At 61.8% G+C, this 24,924-nt stretch carries 21 protein-coding genes and 1 pseudogene; 4 read left to right on the top strand and 18 right to left on the bottom strand.

The genetic code is table 11. The annotated features are described in order from the left end of the window. Positions 1-2: 2 nt before the first annotated feature. The 6 genes and pseudogenes from kdpA to C5748_RS13715 all read right to left on the bottom strand — a co-directional run bounded on the left by kdpA (position 3) and on the right by C5748_RS13715 (position 5,883). Complete coding sequence (gene kdpA / locus C5748_RS13735; protein ID WP_199194794.1) at positions 3-1,661, bottom strand: potassium-transporting ATPase subunit KdpA; 1,659 nt, start codon at positions 1,659-1,661, stop codon at positions 3-5. 309 nt (positions 1,662-1,970) lie between these two features. Then, positions 1,971-4,043, bottom strand: a complete 2,073-nt coding sequence (gene kdpB, locus C5748_RS13730) for a potassium-transporting ATPase subunit KdpB (RefSeq protein ID WP_105742504.1) — start codon at positions 4,041-4,043, stop codon at positions 1,971-1,973. Between the two features lie 37 nt (positions 4,044-4,080). Further along, positions 4,081-4,227 (bottom strand): hypothetical protein, encoded by a 147-nt coding sequence (locus C5748_RS28200; RefSeq protein ID WP_158259857.1) that lies wholly within the window; start codon positions 4,225-4,227, stop codon positions 4,081-4,083. After that, entirely contained in the window at positions 4,224-4,313 is a 90-nt protein-coding gene (gene kdpF, locus C5748_RS13725) for a K(+)-transporting ATPase subunit F (protein ID WP_105742503.1), read from the bottom strand. Before kdpF ends, C5748_RS28200 begins: the two co-directional genes overlap by 4 nt. A 258-nt stretch (positions 4,314-4,571) precedes the next feature. After that, positions 4,572-4,697, bottom strand: a pseudogene (locus tag C5748_RS13720) (ferritin-like domain-containing protein); the annotation flags it as partial. Between the two features lie 286 nt (positions 4,698-4,983). Further along, positions 4,984-5,883: a LysR family transcriptional regulator gene (locus C5748_RS13715; protein WP_105742502.1), complete on the bottom strand. Its 900-nt coding sequence runs from the start codon at positions 5,881-5,883 to the stop codon at positions 4,984-4,986. Positions 5,884-6,006: 123 nt separating this feature from the next. On the opposite strand from C5748_RS13715, the gene C5748_RS13710 reads away from it, so the two are divergent. From C5748_RS13710 to C5748_RS13700, 3 genes are all read left to right on the top strand, one after another. Beyond that, positions 6,007-6,939, top strand: coding sequence for a VOC family protein (locus tag C5748_RS13710; RefSeq protein ID WP_105742501.1), 933 nt, complete (start codon positions 6,007-6,009; stop codon positions 6,937-6,939). A gap of 78 nt (positions 6,940-7,017) precedes the next feature. After that, positions 7,018-7,665 carry an alpha/beta hydrolase gene (locus tag C5748_RS13705; RefSeq protein WP_105742500.1) on the top strand — a complete coding sequence of 216 codons (648 nt, stop codon included), beginning with the start codon at positions 7,018-7,020 and terminating at the stop codon, positions 7,663-7,665. Positions 7,666-7,731: 66 nt separating this feature from the next. Continuing rightward, complete coding sequence (locus C5748_RS13700) at positions 7,732-8,433, top strand: pirin family protein (RefSeq protein WP_158259856.1); 702 nt, start codon at positions 7,732-7,734, stop codon at positions 8,431-8,433. 441 nt (positions 8,434-8,874) lie between these two features. On the opposite strand, the gene C5748_RS13695 is transcribed toward C5748_RS13700, so the two are convergent. From C5748_RS13695 to C5748_RS13635, 12 genes are all read right to left on the bottom strand, one after another. Next, the gene (locus C5748_RS13695) at positions 8,875-10,530 is read right to left on the bottom strand and encodes a GMC family oxidoreductase (protein ID WP_105742498.1); all 1,656 of its coding nucleotides are present in this window, start codon (positions 10,528-10,530) and stop codon (positions 8,875-8,877) included. 83 nt (positions 10,531-10,613) lie between these two features. After that, positions 10,614-11,390, bottom strand: a complete 777-nt coding sequence (locus C5748_RS13690) for a 3-ketoacyl-ACP reductase (protein WP_105742497.1) — start codon at positions 11,388-11,390, stop codon at positions 10,614-10,616. Then, positions 11,387-12,907, bottom strand: a complete 1,521-nt coding sequence (locus C5748_RS13685; protein ID WP_105742496.1) for a GMC oxidoreductase — start codon at positions 12,905-12,907, stop codon at positions 11,387-11,389. Before C5748_RS13685 ends, C5748_RS13690 begins: the two co-directional genes overlap by 4 nt. 229 nt (positions 12,908-13,136) lie before the next feature. Beyond that, complete coding sequence (locus C5748_RS13675) at positions 13,137-14,261, bottom strand: ABC transporter ATP-binding protein (RefSeq protein WP_105742495.1); 1,125 nt, start codon at positions 14,259-14,261, stop codon at positions 13,137-13,139. Positions 14,262-14,278: 17 nt separating this feature from the next. After that, a complete protein-coding gene (locus C5748_RS13670) occupies positions 14,279-15,160 on the bottom strand; it encodes a carbohydrate ABC transporter permease (RefSeq protein ID WP_105742494.1) in 882 nt (293 codons plus the stop codon). Beyond that, positions 15,160-16,038, bottom strand: a complete 879-nt coding sequence (locus C5748_RS13665; protein WP_105742493.1) for a carbohydrate ABC transporter permease — start codon at positions 16,036-16,038, stop codon at positions 15,160-15,162. The genes C5748_RS13670 and C5748_RS13665 overlap by 1 nt, the downstream gene beginning before the upstream one ends. 118 nt (positions 16,039-16,156) lie before the next feature. Further along, on the bottom strand, positions 16,157-17,410 hold the full coding sequence (locus tag C5748_RS13660) for an ABC transporter substrate-binding protein (protein WP_105742492.1): 1,254 nt from the start codon (positions 17,408-17,410) through the stop codon (positions 16,157-16,159). A 134-nt stretch (positions 17,411-17,544) separates the two neighbouring features. Continuing rightward, complete coding sequence (locus C5748_RS13655) at positions 17,545-19,053, bottom strand: aldehyde dehydrogenase family protein (protein WP_105742491.1); 1,509 nt, start codon at positions 19,051-19,053, stop codon at positions 17,545-17,547. Continuing rightward, positions 19,053-19,844, bottom strand: a complete 792-nt coding sequence (locus tag C5748_RS13650) for an enoyl-CoA hydratase/isomerase family protein (RefSeq protein WP_245429100.1) — start codon at positions 19,842-19,844, stop codon at positions 19,053-19,055. Before C5748_RS13650 ends, C5748_RS13655 begins: the two co-directional genes overlap by 1 nt. After that, the gene (locus C5748_RS13645) at positions 19,837-21,450 is read right to left on the bottom strand and encodes an acyl CoA:acetate/3-ketoacid CoA transferase (RefSeq protein ID WP_199194792.1); all 1,614 of its coding nucleotides are present in this window, start codon (positions 21,448-21,450) and stop codon (positions 19,837-19,839) included. The genes C5748_RS13650 and C5748_RS13645 overlap by 8 nt, the downstream gene beginning before the upstream one ends. A 5-nt stretch (positions 21,451-21,455) precedes the next feature. Continuing rightward, on the bottom strand, positions 21,456-22,457 hold the full coding sequence (locus C5748_RS13640) for a Gfo/Idh/MocA family protein (protein WP_105742490.1): 1,002 nt from the start codon (positions 22,455-22,457) through the stop codon (positions 21,456-21,458). Next, a complete protein-coding gene (locus tag C5748_RS13635) occupies positions 22,454-23,497 on the bottom strand; it encodes a LacI family DNA-binding transcriptional regulator (RefSeq protein WP_105742489.1) in 1,044 nt (347 codons plus the stop codon). Before C5748_RS13635 ends, C5748_RS13640 begins: the two co-directional genes overlap by 4 nt. A 253-nt stretch (positions 23,498-23,750) precedes the next feature. Between C5748_RS13635 and C5748_RS13630 the strand changes: the two genes are divergently transcribed. After that, positions 23,751-24,914 (top strand): dihydrodipicolinate synthase family protein, encoded by a 1,164-nt coding sequence (locus tag C5748_RS13630; protein ID WP_105742488.1) that lies wholly within the window; start codon positions 23,751-23,753, stop codon positions 24,912-24,914. Positions 24,915-24,924: the final 10 nt, after the last annotated feature.

Raw genomic sequence — 24,924 nt, 5'->3', positions numbered from 1 at the left:
ATTCATTTCATATAGGTAAGATGCTCGGCAATGGGCCCAAGCGTTGCCGCCGGGAAGAAGGTGAGCGCGCCGACGATGAAGATCGTCGCGATCAGCATTCCGGCGAAGGTGCCGTCTTCCACGCTCAGCGTTCCGCTCGATTCGGCGCTGCGCCGTTTGGCCGACAGCGAGCCGATGATCGCCAGCGGCAGGATGATCGGGATGAAGCGTCCGAGCAGCATCACCAGACCTGTCGCGATGTTCCACGGCATGGTGTTGTCGCCAAGACCTTCGAAGCCCGAGCCGTTATTGGCCGCAGCCGATGTGAACTCGTAGAGCATCTCGCTGAAGCCGTGCGGGCCGATATTGTTGAGCGTATCGCGTCCCCATGGCGTTGCCGCGAACACAGCCGTCCCGACGAGGATGAAGAACCCGTGGCTCAGCAGGGCCAGCATGGCAAACTTGACCTCGCGCGCCTCGACTCGCCAGCCCAGATATTCCGGCGTGCGGCCGATCATCATGCCGGCGATGAAGACGCCGACGACCATATAGAGGAACATGTTGATCATGCCGACGCCGACGCCGCCGAAGGTGGCGTTCAGCCACATGCCGATCATCGGCATCAGCCCGGTCATCGGATTGAGGCTGTCATGCATCGCGCCGACGGAACCGTTGCTGGTCGATGTGGTCAGCACGGACCAGAGCGGGCCGCCGGTGGGGCCGAACCGCAGTTCCTTGCCTTCGAGATTGCCGGCAGTCTGCTCGACGGCCAAATTTGCGAAGGCTTCCGTCGGGGCGCTTTCGAAATAGACGGCGCCGGTGATCTTGACGAGCAGCAGCACCATCATGACACCGAAGATAACAGCGGCGTGGCGCATGCGTCCGATGATGCGGCCGAACATCCAGACACATGCCATCGGAATGATGATGATCGCTATCATGGAGAGCGCATTGGTCCAGAAACTGGTGTTTTCGAGCGGATGCGTCGAGTTGGGGCCGAAGAAGCCGCCGCCGTTGGTGCCCAGTTGCTTGATCGCCACGAACGCCGCGACAGGGCCGCGTGCGATGGTCTGCTGCACGCCTTCCAGCGTCGTGGCGACAGCCGCTCCGTGGAATGTCATCGGCAATCCGCCTGATACCAGCAGGCAGGCGACGACGAGTGCTATCGGCAGAAGCACCAGGAAGGTTGCGCGTTGCACATCGACGAAGAAATTTCCAAGCTCCCGGCCCGCCAGCCCGCGCGCCAGAGCGGCAAGGGCGGCAATGCCCGTCGCGGCTGACACGAATTGCAGCCACATCAGCGCCGCCAACTGCGACAGGTAGGAGAGAGACACCTCACCGGAATAATGCTGGAGATTGGTGTTGGTGGTGAACGAGGCGGCGGTGTTGAAGATCAGGCTGCCTTCAAGCGCGCCTTTGCCATCGGGATTGAGCGGCAGATATTGCTGCAGCGCCAATAGCGCGAAGCACACGACGAACATGACGATGTTGAACGCCAGCATCGCCAGCATGTACTGCTTCCAGTCCTGGGTGCCACGCGTGGATGCGCCGCCGATGGATTGGAAAAGGCGCGTGAAAGCGTTCGCGTCCATGGCCCAGGCCATGTAGCGACCGAGCGGCCATGAGATGAGCGCCGTGCCGCCGACGATGAGCGCGACGAAGAGTATGGATTGTAAGAGCATCGAGATAACTCCGGATCAGGGTAGAGCGGTTCCTGTTTTGATGTTTGCGCCATGCCCCTCACCCTTACCCTCTCCCCGTGAAGAACGGGGAGAGGGGGCGTAGACCTTGCCACCTCTTCCTTCTCCCCGTGCTTTACGGGGAGAAGGTGCCGGCAGGCGGATGAGGGGCATTCCAGTTACATCAGCGTTTCCATCCAAAAATGAACCGCTCTAAGCGCGGTCGATGGCCGAGGTCAGGGCGATGAGGAGCCCGAATACCGCCAGCCCCAGAATGAGATAGAGAATGGTCATTGTCTTGATCCCTTTCGATCAAACGAGATGCAGCGCGGTGATAGCCATGTCGATGAGCTTGATGCCCGCGAATGGCACGATCAGCCCGCCGAGGCCGTAGATCAGCAGGTTGCGCCGCAACAGGGGACCGGCCCCGATCGCACGGTAAGCGACGCCTTTCAGCGCCAGCGGGATGAGCGCGATGATGATGAGCGCGTTAAAGATGATCGCGGAAAGGATGGCGCTTTCAGGCGTTGACAGCCCCATGATGTTGAGCGCGCCCAGATGCGGATAGAGCGTGACGAACATCGCAGGCAGGATGGCAAAGTATTTGGCGACATCGTTGGCGATGGAGAATGTGGTCAGCGAACCGCGCGTCATCAGAAGCTGCTTGCCGATCTCGACGATCTCGATGAGCTTGGTCGGATCGGAATCGAGGTCGATCATGTTGCCCGCCTCGCGCGCGGCCACCGTGCCGGTGTTCATCGCCACGCCGACATCGGACTGGGCCAGCGCCGGGGCGTCATTGGTGCCGTCGCCGCACATGGCGACCAGCTTGCCCTTGGCCTGTTCGTCGCGGATCAGCCGCAGCTTGTCCTCGGGCGTGGCCTGCGCGAGAAAATCATCGACGCCGGCCTCGGCTGCGATGGCTGCCGCCGTCATCGGATTGTCGCCGGTGATCATCACGGTGCGGATGCCCATACGGCGCAATTCGGCAAAGCGCTCGCGAATGCCGCCCTTGACGATGTCCTTCAGATGAATGACGCCCAGCAGGCGGCCATCGCGCACGACGGCAAGCGGTGTGCCCCCCTTTTTGGCGATCTCGTCGCTGATCGACTGGATATCGCGGACCGCCTCGTTTCTGGCCCGCGCATTGCCGGTCTTGGATGAAATCTGATCGACATATTTCAGCACCGCATCCACCGCACCCTTGCGGATGGACGCGCCATCGGAATCGATGCCGCTCATGCGGCTTTGCGCGGTAAACGGCACGAAGGTGGCGTTGAGGCTTGCCATGTCGCGCGCCCGGATGCCGTATTTCTCCTTGGCGAGAACGACGATGGAGCGTCCCTCGGGCGTCTCGTCGGCGAGCGAGGCAAGCTGGGCTGCATCCGCCAGTTCGTGCTCGCTCACCCCGCTCACCGGGCGGAACTCGGTCGCCTGGCGGTTGCCCAGCGTGATCGTCCCGGTCTTGTCGAGCAAGAGCGTGTCGATATCGCCCGCCGCTTCCACGGCGCGGCCCGACATGGCCAGCACGTTGAAGCGCACCAGCCGGTCCATGCCGGCGATGCCGATGGCCGAGAGAAGCGCGCCGATGGTCGTGGGGATCAAGGTCACGAACAGGGCGACCAGCACGATAACGGGAATGGCGCCGCCGGCATAGGCGGCAAAGCTGGGGATCGTCGCCACCGCCATGACGAAGATCAGCGTCATCGCGGCCAGCAGGATGTTGAGGGCGATTTCGTTCGGCGTCTTTTGACGCTCGGCCCCTTCGACGAGCGCGATCATGCGGTCGAGGAAGGTGGAGCCGGCAGCGGCGGTGATGCGCACGCGGATCCAGTCGGAGAGAACCTGCGTACCGCCGGTTACGGCAGAACGGTCGCCGCCGGACTCGCGGATGACCGGCGCGGATTCGCCTGTTATCGCCGCCTCGTTGACCGAGGCGATGCCTTCGATGATCTCGCCGTCCGAGGGGATGATATCGCCGGCTTCCACGAGAACGATGTCGCCGACCTTCAGGCCGGTGCCGGGCACCAGCTTGAAATCCGACCTGCTATCGCCGGCCAGCAATTTGGCTTGCGTCTCCGTGCGTGAACGGCGCAGCGAATCCGCCTGCGCCTTGCCGCGCCCTTCCGCGACGGCTTCTGCGAAATTGGCGAAAAGCACGGTGAACCACAGCCAGAGGATGATCTGGAAGGAGAAGCCCAGATTGCTTGCACCCGTCGCCAGATCCTTCAAAAACAGCACAGTCGTCAGCGCAGACACGACAGCGACGACGAACATAACCGGGTTCCTGGCAAGGCTGCGCGGATCCAGTTTCCTGAACGCCCCGCCGATGGCGGGGATGAGAATGCGAGCGTCCATGATGCTCGCGGATTTGGACTGGCTCATGAGAGACTCCAAGTTAACTTGCTTGGTGATGTCGGGATCAGATCGCCGTGAACACACGTGTAAGCAGGGCGGCGGCGAGCACGACGACCAGCGTCACACCGAGAATGATCTCCGAGGCGCGAGGCGGCTTGCCAGTTTCACGCCGCGCATGAAGCACGCCCTTTCGATCCCGCGGCTTTTTCAAAAGCGCTCCGGATGAAGCAGGGCATATGTCAGATAGACAGCGACGAAGACGGTGACGGCACCGCCCAGAAGATATTCCACAAGCATCCTTCGGCCTCAAATCAGGTTCGACATGCAGATTAAGCACATGAGGAGATATGGGCCCGACCCGCATAAAGGATCGAGAGAGGCCGAAGGGGAAAGAAATAAAAATCTCATAAAGAAATCGCGTTGCGGCAATTGCGGCGAAGGCCCTCGCCTCCTCCCGGTGAGCGGCATGCCGCGGAAACGGACAAAGGCCGCATCGCCCTGGAAGAACCGAGGCGCGTCATGACGCCTCGGCAACTCGCCTCGTGTCCGGAGCCATCAATTGGTCAGGCGCAATGTTTCGAACAGGAACCAGACATGCCGTTCGCTTTCGTCGATCCAGTTTTCGATGAGGCTTGCCGTCGCCACATCGCCGTGCTCGTCGCAAAGATCGTGCAGGATGCGGAAGCGGGGACAATGTGCTTGTCAGGCGGGTGACGGAGAAGCGAGCCTCTTCGAACGGACAGACCGCCATGCAAGGCGCATGTCGTCGTCCAAAGCACAGGCCAATCTCATCATCAGATGGCAAGCGAGAGCCCATTGCTATTTCCTGATGGGGTATCTCCTGATGGGCATTGCCTCGAAGAGATCACCAGCATGACGGCCATATCATAACAGCGATGTCGCCGCATCACTTGTATAGCGATACCCAGATTTGACGGATCGGTGCGGTCGAGATACGGAGCAGCCTTCAAAGCAGCCGGATCGTCGTCACATAGGCTTCGAAAAAATCCGAGAATTTCGCGACCCGCATCGGCAGCTTGTCATAGGGCGGGTAGTACAGCGTCAGCCAGAGTTCGGGCGGCTGCCAGTCTGCGAGGATCTGCACGAGGTGGCCAGCGGCCAATGCCTCGTCGACGATGAAGAACGGCAGCAGCGCCACGCCTTCGCCATTTTCGGCAAGCCGTGCAATCAGATCGCCATTGTTTCCGGCAAGCACCTTGCCCGCTCTTACTCTGCGCGTCTTTCCGGCATGGGTAAGCTCCCATGTCTCGGCCAGCGCTTCCTCGTCATAGGCAAGGCAGGCGGCGTCATCGAGATCGTCGGGTGTTTGCGGCGTACCGTTGGTGGCGAGATATCCTGGCGAGGCAACCAGCATGCGGCGCACGCGGCAGATCTTGCGCCAGATGGTCGACTTGTCGCGCGGCGGCTCGGAAATGCGCACGGCAAGGTCGAAACGGTCGTTGACGATGTCGATAAAGCGGTCGGTCAACGTCGCCGACACGGCGATGCCGGGATGCTCGGCGCGAAAACCGGACACCACGTCGGGCAGGATCCGCTGGCCGAGCGACAGCGGCGCGTTGAGCCTGATCAGCCCCGCGGCCTCGCCCTCCTCGGCCCTGACCTCGTCCGCCGCCGCGTCGAAAGCCTCCAGAAGCGGCCCGACACGCGCGGCATAGACTGCGCCCGCCGATGTCAGGGAAACCTGCCTGGTGGTGCGCAGCAGCAGTTGCACGCCCAGCCGGTCCTCGAGCGCGCCGACCGCGCGGGTCACGGTTGGCGCGGTCATCGATAATTGCCGTGCGGCTGCAACGAAACTGCGCTGCCTGGCGACCGTCAGGAACACCCGGATGTCGTTCAAATCGTCCATCGGCTGATTATTGCAATAATTGCAATAATATTGTCAATATTATTTCTATTCTCCTGATGGCGATCTTGCCCCATCTTGTGGCCATAACAGCGGCGCGAGGGCGCCGGAATAGGGAGCAACACCATGCTTACACAGATCAAAGGCCTGCACCACGTTACCTCCATGGCTGCCAATGCCCAGCAGAACAGCGATTTCTTCACCAGGACGCTGGGCCTGCGGCGCGTCAAGAAGACGGTCAATTTCGACGCCCCCGAGGTCTACCACCTTTATTATGGCGACGAACTCGGCACGCCCGGTTCGGTCATGACCTATTTTCCCTTCCCGCATATCACGGCCGGTCGTCTAGGCGCGGGGGAAGTCGGAGAAACCTATTTCGCCGTTCCCAGGGGATCGCTCGGCTACTGGAAGGGCCGGTTCGACAATCTCGGCGTGAAGGGGCTTCAGGAAACGGAAGTGTTCGGCGAAAAGCGGCTGCGCTTCCACGGACCGGATCATGACGGCTTTTCGCTGATCGAGGTCGATGACGACCGCCGCGACGGCTGGCTGCATGACGAAATCGGTGCTGCCGAAGCGATCAAGGGCTTTCACGGTGCGAGCATACGCTTGAAGAATGCCGGCGCCACCCGCGAACTCCTGGGCTTCATGGGCTATGAGGCGGTGGACAGCAAGGACAACTGGTCACGCCTCGCCATCAAGGGCGGCAATGGCGCCGGCTTTATCGACCTCGAAACCGTGCCGCAGGCGGACTATGCACGCCAGGGGGCAGGCTCAGTGCACCATATCGCCTTTGCGGTCGAAGACCGTGCCGCACAGCTCGAGGCGAGAAAAGCGCTGCTTGATACGGGCTATCAGGTCACGCCGGTGATCGACCGCGATTATTTCTGGGCGATCTACTTCCGCACGCCGGGTGGCGTGCTGTTCGAAATCGCCACCAACGAGCCCGGCTTCGACCGCGACGAAGACACAGCGCATCTCGGCGAAGCCCTGAAGCTGCCGGCACGCTATGAGCCGCACCGGGCGCAGATCGAGCAGATGCTCGACCCGATCAAGGACTGATACGCCGTTCACAAAAACAGATAGGCGGTGGGGCCTGCCGGTCCCGCCCGTTGAACGAAGACGTTGGAGACGAAGACGATGACGACCTCTTATCAAGCCTTCAGGAAACCACCGGCCGCCGGAGCGCCACTGGTGTTTACGTTTCACGGCACAGGCGGCAACGAGCTGCAGTTCACCGAACTGGTCGAGCAGATCATGCCGGATGCCGGCATCGTCTCGCCCAGGGGCGATGTATCGGAATTCGGCGCGTTGCGCTTCTTCCGCCGCACGGGCGAAGGTGTCTACGACATGCAAGACCTTGCCCGGCGCACCGACAAGATGGCCGGGTTCATCGCCGCTCACAGGGCCGAGCACCCGGACCGGCCGGTCTATGGTCTTGGCTATTCGAACGGCGCCAACATCCTGGCCGCCGTCCTGTTCAAGCACCCCGAGCTGTTCGATCGGGCCGCACTCATGCATCCACTCATCCCGTGGACGCCCGAGGCGCAGGCCGGACTGAAGGGCAAGCGGATCCTGATCACCGCCGGCGAGCGCGATCCGATCTGCCCGCTGCCGCTGACACAGGCGCTCACGGCCTATTTCAGGCGCCAGGAGGCCGATGTCGAACTCAGCCTGCATGCCGGCGGACACGAGATTCGTCAGAACGAACTTCAGGACCTTCAGGCCTTTTTCACCCGGAAGACAGCAGGCCCGCTGGCGGAGCCCCATAGGCTGTCGGCAGGTTGAACCCTTCCCCACGATTTGATGCGACACCCCGCCTGGAAAGCGCGGGATAGGCACACGGAGGCACCGATGATTCTCATCCATGAAAATATGAGCCGCGGCCGGACGAACAAGGGATGGCTCGACAGCTATCACACCTTCTCCTTCGGCGGCTTTCAGGACCCGACGCGCATGGGCTTCGGCCCGCTTCGCGTGATCAATGAAGATTGGATCGCGCCCGGTTCGGGCTTTTCCGAACATGCGCACGACAACATGGATATCCTCACCATGGTTCTTCAGGGAAAACTGCGGCACCAGGACACGATGGGCAATGTCTCGGTCATCGAGCCGGGCGCGATGCAGCTGATGTCGGCGGGAACGGGTCTGCGCCATTCGGAGATGAATGCGTCTGAAAACGAGACGGCGCATTTTCTGCAGATCTGGCTGATCCCGCAGACATCAGACGCCGCGCCGCATTATCAGCATGCGCGCCTGCCGGCGGCCGAAGAGGCGCGGGACTGGACGCTGATCGCCAGCGGCGATGCCGGCGAAGCGCCCCTCGCCCTTCTCTCCGACAGCAGGATATCGATCGCCTGCCCGAGGGACGGCGACCGGAGCAATATCCCGGTCGCCGCCGGCCGCCTCGCCTTCGTGCAGATCATCGAAGGCCTGGCAAAGATCGGCGACGAGGAATTGAGAGCCGGAGACGGACTTCAGATTTCTGATGCGACCGGTCTTGAAATCGACTGGCTGACGGATGGCAAAGCGCTTCTCTTCGATATGCCACGCTGAGAGACGGGCTCTCCTGGAGCGGTTTGTGATTTAAGGGAATCGGGACCCCGCTCCAATTCTTTGTCTATGCAAGCACCGCAATATCACGGAATATTTTCCTCTTTCACAAATGCGTGCGAAAGGGGGTTGCGCAGCGAATAACACCTTGTTACGTTGCGTTACCGTTCGCTAGTTATCTGTGCCGAACTTGGGCGGGGGCCCGGCGCATGGAGGTTGAGATGAGCGATATAATGAGAAGTGCTATTTTTTATTCGATGATGATCATCACGCTCAATATGGCGCTTGCCATCGGCGTGATGGGGCGCGACTTGCTGCCATAGGCACGCCGGACTTTCAGCCATCATTCCTGCGCGCATCTTGCAAATTTAAGATTTCGAACGGAAAAAGCGTTTCAGATGATCCTGAAACGCTTTTTTGTCGAGAATTATTCAGACCGCACTGTCAGCATATCTCGCGCCGGCCGCGTGGCGGCAATTCGTTCATCTCGTGAGCGAAGATTGCCGGTGGCAGCGGATCGACGCCGCGGATGATGTCGGCGCCCTTTTCGCCTACCATGATCGTCGGTGCATTGGTGTTGCAGGAGGGGACGCGCGGCATGACGGAACTATCGCAGACGCGCAGGCCTTCGATCCCCCTCACCTTCAATTCGAGGTCGACCACCGCCATCGCGTCGGCGCCCATCTTGCAGGTGCCGACGGGATGATGATCCGTCTTGGCATTGGCGCAGCCATAGTCGAAGAGGTCTTCGTCGGTGACGGCGCCCGGCCCTGGCAGGCGCTCGGCCAGCACATAGGGCTTGAGCGCCGCCTGTTGCATGATTTCGCGGGCGATCTTCAACCCCTCGATCGACATCTTGCGGTCATGCGGATCGCTCCAGTAATTCGGATCGATCAGCGGGGCGGCCGCCGCATCGCTTTTGGCAAGGCGCACCGTGCCGCGCGAGCGGGGATGCAGATAGGCGGAGTTGAGCGTCACGCCGGCATTCTTCAGCCGTGCCACACCTGCCTCGATGCCTGAGCCAAGGCCCAGATGGAACTGGATGTCGGGCGAGCGGGCCTGCGCGTCGGCATACCAGAAGCCGCCCGTCTCGAAGAGGCTGGAGGCGACCGGGCCGGTGCGGAACAGCACATATTGGATGCCGGCCCAAAGCGTGCGGTGCAGCTTCGCCACATTGTCATAGGTGTGATCACCCGTGCATTCGCAAATGACGAAGAGGTCGAGATGGTCCTGCATGTTCCCGCCGACGCCGGGCAGATCATGGACGACGGGAACACCGACGCTTTTGAGATGATCCGCCGGGCCGATACCCGATTGCAGAAGCAGCTTGGGCGAGCCGATCGCGCCTGATGAGATCAGCACCTCGCGCCCGGCGCGGATGATCTGGGTAGCGCTGCCACGCGCCACTTCGACGCCGACGGCCCTGCCCTTCTCGACGACGATGCGCGTCACCGGCGCGCCGAGGCGGACCGTCAGGTTCCTGCGCCCGCGAATCGGGCTGAGATAAGCCATGGAGGCCGAGGAACGGCGCTTGTCGCGTTGCGTCAACTGGTAGAAGCCGACGCCCGCCTGCTGCCGGCCGTTAAAATCGTGATTATAGGGTATGCCCAATTCCTGCCCGGCGCGGATATAGGCGTCGCAGATCGGCAACGTCGCGGCCGGCATGGAGACACCGAGCGGCCCGCCATAGGCGTGGTAATCGTCGGCAAAGCGCTGGTTGTCCTCGGCGCGCTTGAAATAGGGGAGCACCGAGCGATAATTCCAGCCCGTGCAGCCGTCTTCCTTTTCCCACAGATCGTAATCGGCGGCATTGCCGCGAGTATAGAGCTGGGCGTTGATCGAGGAACCGCCGCCGACCACCTTGCCTTGCGTATAGCGCAGCACCCGGCCCTTCATGTGCTTTTGCGGGACCGTTTCCCAGCCCCAGCTCGCCACGCCCTTGGTCATTTTGGCGAAGCCCGCCGGCATATGAAAAAGCGGGTTCCAGTCACCGCCGCCCGCCTCCAGCAGCAGCACGCGAACCGACGGATCCTCGCTCAACCGATTGGCGAGAACGCAGCCCGCAGGCCCGGCGCCGGTGATGATATAGTCGTAATCCATGGTTTCCTCCCAGAACACCCCCCTCTGGCCGGCAGGCCAGAGGGGGGTAAAAACGCCAACGCTTCCATCTTAATCTGACCGCTCTACAACCGGCCGATCGACAAGCCGCCATCGGCCTTGATCACCGAACCCGTGGCAAAGCCGAACGCGCCGCTGGCGAGTGCCGCGGCCATGCGGCCGATATCCTCCGGCTCGCCCCAGCGCTTCGCCGGGACCAGGCCCTCGCCGATCCGCTTTTCATATTTATCCGCTACCCCCGCCGTCATATCGGAACGGATGATGCCGGGACGGATCTCGAAACAGTCGATGCCGGTTCCGGCAAGCCGCAGCGCCAGGCCTTGGGCAAAGGCGGCGAGCGCCGCCTTGGTCATGCAATAGTCGAGCCTTTCAGGCGAGGTCATCTCGGCCGAAATCGAGGTGATGTTGATGATCGAGCGCGGATGCGCGCCGGGCTTCGCGCCGAGCATCATGCGCAGCACTCCTTGAGTGAAGAACACCGTGCCGCGCAGATTGACCGCCATGACGGCATCGAAATTGCCCGGCTTGAGATCGAGGAAATCGCCACGTTCCTTCGAGGCGATGCCGGCATTGTTGACGAGACAATCGATGCGGCCGAAATGGCCGGCGATCCTCTCCACCGTCGCTGCATGGCCGTCGATGTCAGCCAGGTCGGAGGCAAGGAACAGGGTTTTGGCGCCCAGCGCCTCAAGGGCCGCAATGGCGGCGGCACTTGCCTCGTCGTCTTTTCGATCAGTGATGGCAAGATCGAAGCCGGCGCCGGCAAGCGCTTTGGCGATCGCCAGACCGATGCCACGCCGCGCGCCCGTCACCAGCGCGACCGGCTTTGCCTCTCCCGTCATGCCGCAAGATCCTTGCTGATGATGTGATCGGCGACGCGCAGCGCCTGCGCGGCGACAGTCAGCGCCGGATTGACCGCCGCCGAGGTCGGCAGGAAGCCCGCGTCGACGACGAAGAGATTGGGATGATCAAAGGCGCGGCACCAGGTATCGAGCGGCGCGGTGGCCAGATCATTGCCGATGCGCACGGTGCCGCACTGGTGCGACGGGGTGCGCTTGTCGAAGGCACGCGCCAGGACGAGCGGAAAGCCTGCCTTGCGCAGCACGGATTTGAGCTTCGCCACCAATTGGAGATGCGCCTTCCAATTGGTGCGCCGCCATTGCAGCACGATGCGCGCGCCATCGACCATGACGCGGCTTTCCGGCGATGGCAGGTCCTCGCTCATGGCGTAGAAATCGATGGCATGGGCGGAAATGGCATTGAGCAGCCGTTCCGGCACGCGCGGCAGATTGGCCTTGAGGATCGCCCCCGAAACGCGGCCGAGCAATTGGACATTGCCGAGCGGCAGTCCACCCTCCCCATCGGAGAGATAGAAATCGTTGAAGCCGAAGGTCTTCTGATAGATGGAATCGTTGCGATACCACGGGCTGACGGCCAGCACGGCGGACGAATTGTGATTCATGAAATTGCGCCCCACCTGATCGGAGCGGTTGGCGAGGCCCACCGGATTGGTGTCATTGGCCGAGCGGAGCAGCAGCACCGCCGACTGGACCGCGCCGGCCGAAAGGATCACCAGCTTCGGCTTCAGCACATGCTCTTCGCCGTTATGGGTGTAGTGGACGGCGGCGATAGCGCGGCCATCCGACGCCGTTTCAAGCCGCGTCACCGTCGAATGGATCTGCAGGCGCACATTTTTGTGCTGCAAGGCCAGGGCTAACGCCGTCGTCTCGGCATCCATCTTGCCATCGAAACAATTCGGATGGGCGTCCCAGGGGGTTTTCGCCTTGGCGAGCCAGCAATCGATATCGACGCCGAGCGGCAGTGAGAACGGATGCAGTCCGACCGCCTTCAGCCGCTCGCGAACGGCGGCGATCGCCGGTTCGTCCGCAACAGGCGGGAAAGCGTAAGGTTTTGAATGCGGCGGCTCCGTCGGGTCTTCGCCAAGCGTGCCGCGCACCTGATAGAGTGCTTCCGCCTTGCAATACCAGGGCTCCAGTTCCTCGTATGGAAAGGGCCAGGCCGGCGAGACGCCTTCCGGATGCCGCATCTCGGCGAAATCTTCGCGGCGGTAACGCGTCAGCACCGCGCCGTAGAATTTCGAATTGCCGCCGACATTGTAATAATTGCCGGGATTGAAGCCTTTATCGTTTTTGTCGGGGCCAACCTCGTACCAGATTTCCTTCGGGCGGAAATGGCCGTGCTGGAAAATGGCGCGCTGGTCGCGATTAACCGGCAGATCCTCGATATGGCCACCGGCTTCGAGGATGAGGATTTCCGCCCCGGAAGCGGCAAGACCGGCGGCGATTGTCGCGCCGCCTATGCCGGAACCGATGATGACGATGTCTGGCGATGTGGTCATTCGACTTGGAGCCCTGCGTTTCGCCATTCACCCCCCTCTGCCCTCCCGAGCATTTGTCGAGGGGCGGGCATCTCCCCCTCAAGGGGGGAAATTGGATACGAGGACCGCTTTCGCCAATCGCCAACGTCGCAGAATAAAACACCGTCATCAATGCAGGCTAATCTCCCCCCTTGTGGGGGAGATGGCCGGCAGGCCAGAGGGGGGTGCTTCCACATAAACATGAACTGCTTCAGCCGATACGCAACTGGCTTTTCGGGTCGAAAAACACCGCCTTGTCGAGATTGAAGGCAAGCTTGGCCTTCTGGCCGACCTCGATATTGGCATCGGCGCGAAGTCGCGCCACCACTTCCTTGCCGCCGAGATTGGTGACGGCGAAGGTGTCGGAGCCGGCCGGCTCGACCACTTCGATCAGGCATTCGCCTTCCGCGACGGAATGCGCCTTGCGATCCGCGCCGTCGGGATCGGTCAGCGCTTCCGGGCGGATGCCGAAAATCACCTGCTGGCCCGTATAGGCGGCAAGCTTGCTGCTCGCGCCGTTGACCGACTTGACCGGCAGAGCGAGCGGTTCGCCATGGGGGCGGTCGAGCGAAACGCTCAGGCCCGACGGGCCGTCGTCGATCCTCGCCGTGAGGAGGTTCATCGCGGGTGATCCCATGAAGTCGGCGACGAACATGTTGGCCGGGCTGTTGTAGATTTCAGCTGGTGTGCCGAACTGCTGCAGGACGCCGTCCTTCAGGACCGCGATCTTGGTGGCGAGCGTCATCGCCTCGATCTGGTCATGCGTCACATAGACGATGGTCGTCTTCAGGCGGTGATGCAGGCGCTTGATCTCGGTGCGCATATCGACGCGCAATTTGGCATCGAGGTTCGACAGCGGCTCGTCGAAGAGGAAGACCTGCGGATCGCGCACCAGCGCCCGGCCCATGGCGACACGCTGGCGCTGGCCGCCGGAGAGCTGGCTCGGCTTGCGGTCGAGCAGATGGCCGATCTGCAGCGTTTCGGCAACCGACTTGATCGCCTTCTCGCGTTCGGCCTTCGGCACGCCCCTGATCTCCATGCCGAAGCCGATATTCCCGGCAACCGTCATGTTGGGGTAGAGCGCATAGGACTGGAACACCATGGCGATATCGCGCTGCGAGGGATGCAGGCCCGCGACCGATTTTCCATTGATGAGGATTTCACCCGAGGTGATCGGCTCCAGCCCGGCGATGGTGTTGAGAAGCGTGGACTTGCCGCAGCCGGACGGGCCGACGAGGACGAGAAAGCCGCCCTCCTCGATCTCGATATTGATATCCCTAAGGACCGGCACGGTGCCATAGGACTTGTAGAGGTTCTTGATGGCCAGAAACGACATTGATTTATCCATGGGACTTACCCCTTGACTGCGCCGGACATCAGGCCACGCACGAAGTAGCGGCCGGCGACGATATAGACGAGAAGCGTGGGAAGGGCTGCGAGGACCGCGCCCGCGAAATGCACGTTATATTCCTTCACGCCCGTCGAGGAGTTCACCAGATTGTTGAGCGCGACGGTCATCGGCGTGCTGCTGGCATCCGAGAAGGAAGCGCCGAACAGGAAGTCGTTCCAGATATTGGTGAACTGCCAGATGACCGAGACGACGATGATCGGGCCGGAGGACGGCAGCAGGATACGCCGGAAAATCTGGAAGAAACTCGCGCCGTCGATCTGTGCGGCGCGGACCAGCTCGGTCGGAAACGCCGCATAATAATTGCGGAAATAAAGCGTGGTGAAGCCGAGGCCGTAGACCACGTGAACGAGCACCAATCCCCAGATGGTGCCGGCGATGCCGAGCATGCCGAGGATGCGCGCCATCGGGATGAGCACGATCTGGAACGGAATGAAGCAGGCGAGCAGCATCATGCCGAACATCACGTTGGAGCCGCGGAAATTCCATTTGGTCAGCACATAGCCATTGAGCGCGCCAAGGATGGTCGAGATGGCGACGGCTGGGACCACCATCAGGATCGAATTGATGAAATAGGGCTTGAGACCCGTCGGCTGGACGCCGATCTGGGCGGTCGACCAGGCCGAGAGCCATGGCGCGATGGTCCATTCATGCGGAAGCGACAGCATGCCGCCCTGGCGGATCTCGTCGAGCGGCTTGAAGGAATTGGTCAGCATGACGTAGAGCGGCAGCAGGTAGTAGATGGCAAAGAGGATCAGGGCTGAATAAATCAGCGCGCGGGTCAGCTTGCCGTGATTGATGACATTGTCCGGCGTCTTAGCGCTCATCAGTGTTTCTCCCCACGGACTTCCGAATAGAGATAAGGGATGATGATCGAGAAGATCATCACCATCATGATGATCGCGGACGAGGCGCCGATCCCCATCGAATTACGCGTGAAGGTGTAGGAATACATGAAGGTCGCGGGCAGTTCGGTCGCCTGTCCCGGGCCGCCGCCGGTCAAGGCGATGATCAGGTCATAGGCCTTGATCGCGAGATGCGCGAGAACGACGAAAGCCGAGAGGAAGACCGGGCGCATCAGCGGAATGATGATGCGGCGGTAGATCGTCATGGTCGACGCGCCATCCATCTGAGCCGCCTTGATGATCTCATTGTCGACGCCGCGCAGGCCGGCGAGAAACATCGCCATGACGAAGCCCGACGACTGCCAGACCGCGGCGATGACGACGGTATAGATCGCCATGTGGCGATCCTTGATCCAGTCGAAGGCGAAGCTCGTCCAGCCAAGCTGGTGCATGGTGTTCTCAAGGCCGATGCCCGGATCGAGGAACCATTTCCAGGCCGTGCCGGTGACGATGAAGGAGAGCGCCATGGGGTAGAGATAGATCGGGCGCAGAAAGCCTTCGCCGCGGATCTTCTGGTCGAGCAGGATGGCGAGCCCGAGCCCGATGACGACCGAGATCAGGATATAGAGGGACGCGAAAATGCCGAGATTGCTGATCGCCCGCCACCAATGCGGCAGCTTCCAGAGCCTGCGATAGTTGTCCAATCCCACGAAACCATAGGAGGGCAGCATCTTGCTGTCGGTCAGCGAGAGATAGCCCGTATAGAGGATAAACCCGTAAACGAAGACCAGGATCAGGAAAAAGCTGGGGCTCACAACGAGCTTAGGCACCCAATCCTGCAAGCGGCTGCGATTGTTCATTCGCCTCATCCCGGCGCATCAGCGCCCTTTTATTCTTGTTGTCTTTGCATGTGGCCAGCGCAGACACGGCGCGGCAGCCGGATCGCCGGGGCGCGAAACCCCGGCGGTCCGTCAGCGCTTACTTCGACGCGTCGACAGCGGCAGCCAGTTCTTCGGCCGCTTCCTCAGAAGACAGCTCGCCATTGAACTGGCGCGTCACGACGTCGTAGATCGCGTTCTTGACGGCGGCCGGATTGGCATAGCCATGCGCCATCGAACCCATCAGGCGGCCGGTCTTGTTGGCGTCGGCCACGTCGGCGATCGCCTTCTTGCCGCAAGCATCGAAATCCGTATCCGGAACGTCGGTGCGTGCCGGAGCGGAACCCTTGACGACATTGAAGGCCGACTGGAATTTGGGATCCTCGATTGCCGATGCCATCTGCAGCTGCGCCGGCACCTTGTCTTCCGCCACCTTGAACATCGCGAACATGTCGGAGTTGAAGGTCACCGCGCCCTGCGTTCCGGGGAAGCGCATGCAGACGAAGTCCTTGCCCGGCACCTTGCCGGCCTTGACGAACTCGCCCTTGGCCCAATCGCCCATGAACTGCACGCCGGCCTTGCCCTCGATGACCATCGCCGAGGCAAGGTTCCAGTCGCGGCCGGAGAAATTGTCATCGACATAGGAGCGCAGCTTGGTCATGCGATCGAACGCCTCAACCATCGTGTCGGAACCGAGCGTGTCGGGATCGAGATCGATGAAGGCCTTCTTGTAGAAATCGTCGCCGAAGGAAAGGACGACCGCGTCGAAGATGGTCGCATCCTGCCAGGGCTGGCCGCCATGGGCGACGGGCGTGATGCCCTGTTCCTTGAACTTGTCGAGGAGCGCGATCAGCTCGTCCCAATTCTGCGGCTCCTTGCCGCCGGCCTTGTCGAGCGCTTCCTTGTTGATCCACATCCAGTTGGTCGAGTGGATATTGACTGGAGCGGCGATCCAGTGGTCGTCATATTTGGCGAATTCCTGCAGCGCGGTGGGGATGACATCGCCCCATTTTTCCTTCTCGGCGACCTCATCCAGATTGCCGAGCGCACCCTGCTTGGACCAGTCGACGATATCGAAGCCGAGCATCTGCACGGCCGTGGGCGGATTGCCTGAGGTAACACGAGCGCGCAGCACGGTCATCGCCTCGGTGCCGCCGCCGCCCGAAACCGGCATGTCGACCCAGGAAATACCCTTGCTTTCAAGATCCTTCTTGAGAACATCGAGCGCCGCGGCTTCACCGCCCGATGTCCACCAGTGCAGGACCTCGACGCTCTCCTTTGGCTGGGCCTGGGCGAGTGTGGCCGCCCCGACCATCAAAGCTGCGACCGCAGCCGTCGACAAAAACTTACGCATGACTTGCCTCCCTGTTGCAATGTTCAAAAGCAGGATCACCTCGACCCGGCTTTTCCTCCATTCCCGCCTCCCGAAGTCCGCAGGAAACTCCCATTTAAGACACCGTTGTCGGTGCGCCACGCACGGCTGCAAACCTATCGCGGCATCCACCAGGCCGTACGCGGCCCGATATGCATATTCAGCGTCTTGGTCTCGGTATAATCCTCCACCGAATGCCGGCCCAGCTCACGTCCGAGACCGGATTGTCTGTAACCGCCGAACGGCAGTTCGCACGCTCCGTCCATGAACGTGTTCATCCAGACAGTTCCCGCACGCACCCCCCGACCGATCCTCAGACATGTATCCATGTCCCTGCTCCACACCCCAGCCGATAGACCATAATCGATTGAATTGGCAATATCGATGGCGTTTTCGATGGAATCGAACGTCAGAACCGAAAGCACCGGGCCGAACACCTCCTCGCGCGCCACCGCCATGTCGGGCCTGACCTTGGAAAGGACGGTCGGCGCCATGAACTGGCCGCTGCCGAGATCAAGCGGAGCACCGCCATGGGCGAGTTCGGCGCCGTTGCCGGTGGCGCTGCGCACATAGGCGTCTATCTTCGCCAGATGCTCCGGCGTGATGATCGCGCCGACCTGCGTTTGCGGATCGAGCGGGTCGCCCACCTTGACCCTTTTCGACAGTTCGGCAATCCGCGCAACGACATCTTCGGCTATGGATCTGTGAACAATGAGACGGCTCCCGGCATTGCAGCATTCGCCGGCATTGAAATAGGCGCCGAACACCGCTGCATCGATAAATTCCTCCAGATTGGCGTCCGGGAAGACGATTTGCGGGTTTTTTCCGCCCAGTTCGAGGGAAACCTTCTTCAGCGTCTGCGCCGCATTGGCCATGGTCAGCTTGCCGACAGCAGTCGATCCGGTGAACGATACCATGTCGACATCGCCATGCGTCGTCATCGGCGCGCCGACCTCAGGCCCGGTGCCGACGATGATGTTGACGACGCCCGACGGCACACCCGCCTCCATCAGGATTTCGCCCAGGACCAGCGTCGAACCGGAGGTGAGTTCAGAGGGCTTGACCACCGCCGTGCAGCCTGCCGCCAATGCAAAGGGAAGCTTCTGGCTGACGATCAGGAACGGAAAGTTCCACGGCGTGATGATCGATATGACACCGATGGGCTCGCGCAGCACGACGCCGAGCGTTCCTTCACCTAAAGTATTATAGCTTTCGCCATGCAGATCGCGCCCCAGGGCCGCAGCATAGCGCCAGATATCCACAGCCCCGGCGATTTCGCCGCGCGCCTGCGAAATCGGCTTTCCCGACTCGATGCAGTCGAGAAATGCCAGATCTTCCGCTCTGGAAGCGATCAGATCGGCTGCCTTGAGCAGGATATTGGAGCGCTCGGCCCCTGACATGCGCGGCCATGGCCCCTTGTCGAACGCATTGCGGGCGGCGGCGATGGCACGCTCGGCATCGGCTTTCGTTGCTGTGTGATAATGGCTGACAACGGTGTCATGTGCAGGGCTTTTGCGCTCTGTGATCATGCTCTCGGCACCGTTCATCCAACGGCCGTCGATCAGCATCTGGAACGCGCGGGGCTTGAAATCCACAAGCGCCTGCGGGCGCAGCAAAACCGTCATTACCATTCTCCCCTGAATTTCGGTTGGCGCTTGCCGGCAAAGGCCGCGACGCCTTCCCTGAGATCGCCTGTCTTGGCGGCCAGGATGGAGCCCAGCGCCTCGACGGCGGTGCCGTTATCCTCATCATTGGCCGATGCGATCATCAGCTTGGCGATTTCCAGAGCGGCGGGGCCGCGCTTTGCGATACGCGCCGCATAATCGCGAGCAGCATCAAGGGCTTGGCCCTGCTCGACCGTATGGTCGACAAGGCCTAGGGCCAGCGCCTCCCCGCCCGAAAAGATTTCTCCGCCCAATACCATGCGGCGCACGATCTGCGCGCCGAACCGCCTGACGAGGCGCTGCGTGCCGGACCATCCCGGCACCATGCCGAGGCTCGTCTCGGGCAGGCCGATTTTGATCTGCCTTTCAGCGATGCGGATATCGGCGGCAGCCGCCAGTTCCAGCCCGCCGCCCAGCGCATGGCCGTTCAAGGCGGCGATCAGCGGCATGCGCAGCGTCGCGAGCCGTTCAAAGACGCGGTGGCCGAAGCGCACCCATTCGTGGCCGAACGCGTTCGGTCCCATCGCCGCCCAGGCCTTGATATCTCCCCCGGCGGAGAAGGCCTTGCCTTCGCCGGTGATAATGGCAACGCGGATCTCGGTATTGGCGTCCACCTCGTCGCAGGCCGCTGCCAGGGCCTTGAGCATGCCGATGTCGAAGGCGTTGAGCTTGTCCGGCCGCGAGACGGTGATGGTTGCGACAGGGCCGTCGAAAGCGAGCTTGATACGGTCGTCGGTAATGCCGTCAGGCATGAGCCGCTCCCTCCAGCTTGCGCGCCGGCTTTTGCGCCAGTGTAAGCCCGATCGGCTTTTCCTGGAACAGCGCCGCATCCATGATTTTCAGACCATCGGAGACGATCAGCGGGAACTCCGACTGGTCGAGAATATGCGCCTGCAGATCGACACCGGGCGCGATTTCGGTCAGCACCACGCCTTGCGGGCGCAGCACCATCACGCAGCGCTCGGTCACATAGGTGATGTCCTGCCCCTGCTCCACCGCCCTGCGACCGGAGAAGGTGACATGCTCGACCTCGTTGACCAGCTTCCGGAGCTTGCCTTCCTTTTCGATCACCAGCCTGCCGTCGGAGACAGCGAGTTTGGCGCCGGCATTGAACATGCCGGAGAAGACGATCTTCCTCGCCCGCGCGGTGATATCGACAAAGCCGCCGGCGCCCGCCGTCACATGCGGGCGGAAGCTCAGTTTGGAGACATTGACCGAGCCGGTGCGGTCGATTTCAAGGAAGGAGAGAAGCGAGGCATCGAAGCCCGCGCCTTGAAAGTAAGTGAACTGGTGCGGCGACGGCACGAAGGCCTCGGCATTGGACGCGCAGCCGAAGGCGAAATCGAGCAGTGGAATGCCGCCGACCGGCCCTTGCTCGATCACCCATGTCACAGCGCCATGCAGCCCCTCCTCCAGCAGGATACGCGGCACATTGGCCGAGATGCCGAAGCCGAGATTGACGGCGCTGCCGGCCTGCAATTCCTGCGCGACGCGGCGCGCAATGACTTTCTGGATGTTGAATTCGGGCAGGCGGAAACTTTCCAGCGGGCGGAAAATCTCGCCCGAGATCGCCGGATCGTAGAGGGTCTGCGTCGTCTGCTTCTGATCGGGATCGACGACGATGTAATCGACGAGAACGCCGGGAATCCGTACGTCATGGGGTTTGAGCGTTCCTGATTTGGCGATGCGCTTGACCTGCGCGATGACGATGCCGCCATTGTTGCGCACCGCCAGCGCCTGGTCGAAGCCGCCGAGATAAGCGCCCTCGTGCTCATAGGTGAGGTTGCCGCGCTCGTCGGCCGTGGTGGCGCGAATGATCGCCACCTGAGGCACGATCGCCTTGAAATAAAGCCATTCCTCGCCCTCGAATGCGACCCTCTTCACCAACGGCATAGCTGCGGCGGAGGCATTCATCGCGCAGCCCTGGCGCGCCGGATCGACGAAGGTGTCGAGCCCGACCTTGGTCAGCACGCCCGGCCGCTTGGCCGCCGCCTCGCGGTGCATGTCGAACAGGATGCCGGACGGCACGTTATAGGCGGCCACCTCGTCACGGCCGATCATCTGCCAGATCAAGGGCGGCTCGGCACTCGACGGGCCGGAGGGATAAGAGCCGCCGATGATGGTCTTCAGCAATCCCTTTTTGGCGATGTGATCGACGCCCTTGATGCCGCTCATATCACCCGCCGCGATCGGATGCAGGGTGGTGAGGTCGCGCGGATGGCCTGATGCCGTGAAACGTTCGCCGATCGCCTGCAACATCAGGTCCGGACAGCCAAGACCGCTCGATGACGAAACCGATATAATCGCTCCGTCGGGGATCAGGCTTGCCGCTTGCGCCGGCGTGATATGCTTGCTCATGCTGATCACAGTCCCGGTTCGACGGGCGTTGCCGCCCCGGTTTTCGCTGCCTTGGCAACGGCCAGGGCCGTGGCGAGCGACCATATGCCGTCCTCGCCTGTCGCGCTGGGAACGCCCTTGCCGGCGATGGCATCGTGGAAGGCGGCGAGCGCCGTTTCATAGAGATTGCGCTGGTCCAGCTTGAGTTCGTGTTCGCCACCGGCATCGCGAAGCAGGACCGTTCCGACAGGCCGCTGCGTCATGACATTGCGCGCGATCAGCGAACCGTCGGTGCCGTGCACCTCGAAGCCCGTTTCGGCATGTTTTGTCGTGAAGCCGTCATGGAACTGGGCGATGACCCCTGACTTGAAGCGGAGGACACCCATAACCGCGTCTTCCAGTCCCGACCGGCCCATGCCACCTGTCTGCGTCATCGCCACGGCCTCGACCGGATCGTCATCGAGGACGAAGCGCAGCGTGTCGCTGTCATGCACCGTGATATCGAGAATGACGCCGCCGCCGGCATCGGGGCGGTCGAGCCGCCAGCCCTGCAGATGCGCCGGCAAATAGACCGCGTGGAAGACCCGCGCGGCCAGCGGCCGGCCTATTTTGCCCGCCTTGATCGCGTCGCGCATGGCGCGGTGGCTGGCGGCATTGCGCAAGTGATGGTTGGTGCCCATCACCACGCCGGCTTCCTGCGCGGCGTGGGCCATGGCATGGGCATCATCGAGCGTCAGCGCCAGCGGCTTTTCGCACAGGACATGCTTGCCGGCTCTCGCGGCGGCGATGGCCTGATCGCGATGCAGCTCATTGGTGGTCGAGATATAGACCGCATCGATATCGCGATCGCTCAGCAACGCGTCGATATCGGTCACCGATCCGGCGATGTCATTGGCTTCGGCATAGGATTTCCCGCGCGCCGCATCGGTGCTCATCACGGAGACGACTTCGCCGCCGGTGGCGCGTATCGCGCCGATCATCCATTCCTTCGCAATCGTGCTCGCACCGATCAGACCCCATTTCGTCATGCATATTCCTCCCGGTCCTGTACGTGTTTCTTGATGCCGCAGCTTTCGCGAACGACCAGTCGCACCGAAAGCGTCTGTGTTTCCGGTTCGACCTTTTCAGAATTGATCTGCTTGAGCAGAAGCTGCGCGGCGCGCTGGCCCATTCCCTGCGGATCGACGGAGACGGTCGTCAGCGCCGGAACAGCGGTCTTGGCCTCGATCACATCGTCGAAACCGACGATGCCGAAATCGACGCCGGGCTCCATGCGGGCGCTGCGCAAGCCGTCGCAGACGCCGAAGGCCACCGCATCGTTGAAACAGACCGCCGCGGTCGGGCGCTCGGCATGCAGCAGCATCTTTTCCACCGCCGCCACGCCGCCCGCCCGCGAAGGCGCGGAGTTGAAGACGAATTCGCCGCCTGAATGGAGCCCCGCTTTGGCGAGCGCATCGCGGTAGCCCCGCACCCTCTCCTCGAAGACGGCCGTATCGGCATAGCCGCCCATGAAGGCGATACGCTTGTACCCGAGGCCGATCAGATGTTCCACCGCCTGCGACGTGCCGGCATAATTGTCGGAGAGAAGCGAGGAAACCCTGGCGCCGGGCAGGTTGCGCACCACGAGAACCACCGGAATGCCGCTTTCGACCAGCGGCTTGAGATCGGAGACCTGCGTACCGCGCGCCGGCGAAAGGATCAGCCCGGCGATGCCATGTTCGCGCATCGAGGCGATGACCTCGCGCTGCCGGTCGATGCTTTCTCCGGTATTGGCGAGAAACTGCACGTAGCCTGCCGACTGCACCACCATATCCATGCCGACGGCAAGTTCGGCGAAGAAGCTGTTGGTCAGATCGTTGACGACGATGCCGACGATGGCCGATTTCGCCTGGCGTAGATTGGCGGCGCTGCGATTATAGACGTAACCGAGGTCGCGGATGACGGCGGAGACCCTGGCGCGCGTCGCCTCATTGACCAGCGGGCTGCCCTGCAGGACGAGCGAGACAGTCGATTTCGACACGCCTGCGGCACGTGCGATATCGATCACCGTTGTCCTCGTCCGTTTCACTCAGGCCGCCTCCCGGGCTTCTTCTATTCTCATCACCGACAGTTAATTGGAACGTTCCAAATTTGTCAAGTATGCCGAGAAAGTGGGAAAATTGGGGGAGATTCTGGAAATTTCGGGCGATATTCCTGCATAAATTCCGATTAATTGCCCGGTTTTCAGATGTTTTCTTCAAATCTCTTGAAGTTTGGAACGATCCAAATTATTGCTACCGCTGATAGATCAGTTGGACGCGGTTGCGGTTTGGAGGAGCCCCATGAGCCTGAATTTGAGATTGCCGCGCGCGGATGGAACGAGCGAGGATTACCGGCTTGTCGGCAACCCGATCGCGCGGCCGGCGACACGCCCAAATTTCAACCGCATCGCCTATGCCGCGGCCCATGTCGTTTCCGATCCCCTGCGCGACACCACGCCCTGGAGCAAGCCCGCGATCGACTGGGACGCGACGATGGCCTTCCGGCATCATCTGTGGAACCTCGGCTTCAAAATCGCCGAAGCGATGGATACGGCGCAGCGCGGCATGGGACTCGACTGGGCAAGCGCGCAGGAATTGATCCGGCGTTCGCTCGCCGAGGCGCGCACGGTTCCCGGCGCTGATCTCGCCTGCGGCGCCGGGACCGATCAGCTCGATCCCGCCGACACCCGTTCGCTCGATGATGTCATCAAGGCCTATGAGACGCAGATCGGCTTCATCGAGCAGCATGGCGGCCGGGCGGTCATGATGGCGAGCCGGGCGCTCGCGCGGGTGGCGAAATCGCCTGACGATTACCTTAGGGTTTATAACCATATCCTTGGACAGACGCGGGAAAAGGTCGTCCTGCACTGGCTGGGCGACATGTTCGACCCGCAGCTTGCGGGTTATTGGGGCGGCGGGACGTTCCAGGATGCGTTGGAAACCGTCCTCGATATCATTGGCGACAACCGGGACAAGGTCGAGGGCATCAAGATCTCGCTGCTCGACAGCGCCAGCGAAGTGGCGTTGCGGGACCGTTTACCGGACGGCGTGCTCTGCTTTACCGGCGACGATTTCAACTATGCCGAACTGATCGAAAGCGACGGGCGAAAATACAGCCATGCGCTGCTCGGCATATTCGATGCGGTGGCGCCTTCCGCCTCGAAGGCGCTGGCGGCGCTTGCCGCCGGCGACACCGCAACCTTCCGCGGCGTCATCGAACCGACCGTGCCGCTGTCACGCAAGATCTTCGAAGCGCCGACGCAATATTACAAGGCGGGCGTGGTCTTCCTCGCCTGGCTCAACGGCCATCAGAGCCATTTCACCATGCCCGGCGGCATGCAATCGGCGCGCGGGCTTCTTCACTATACGGATATATTCCGCCTCGCCGACCAGGCAGACGTGCTCGACAAGCCGGAACTGGCCGTCAGTCGCATGAAGAAGTTTTTGGCGGTGTTGGGGCAATAGCAAAAAAGGC

Origin of the sequence: Phyllobacterium phragmitis, from assembly GCF_002980495.1 — a bacterium.
GTDB classification, from domain to species: domain Bacteria; phylum Pseudomonadota; class Alphaproteobacteria; order Rhizobiales; family Rhizobiaceae; genus Paramesorhizobium; species Paramesorhizobium phragmitis.
This window is presented reverse-complemented; position numbering and strand designations above follow the sequence as displayed.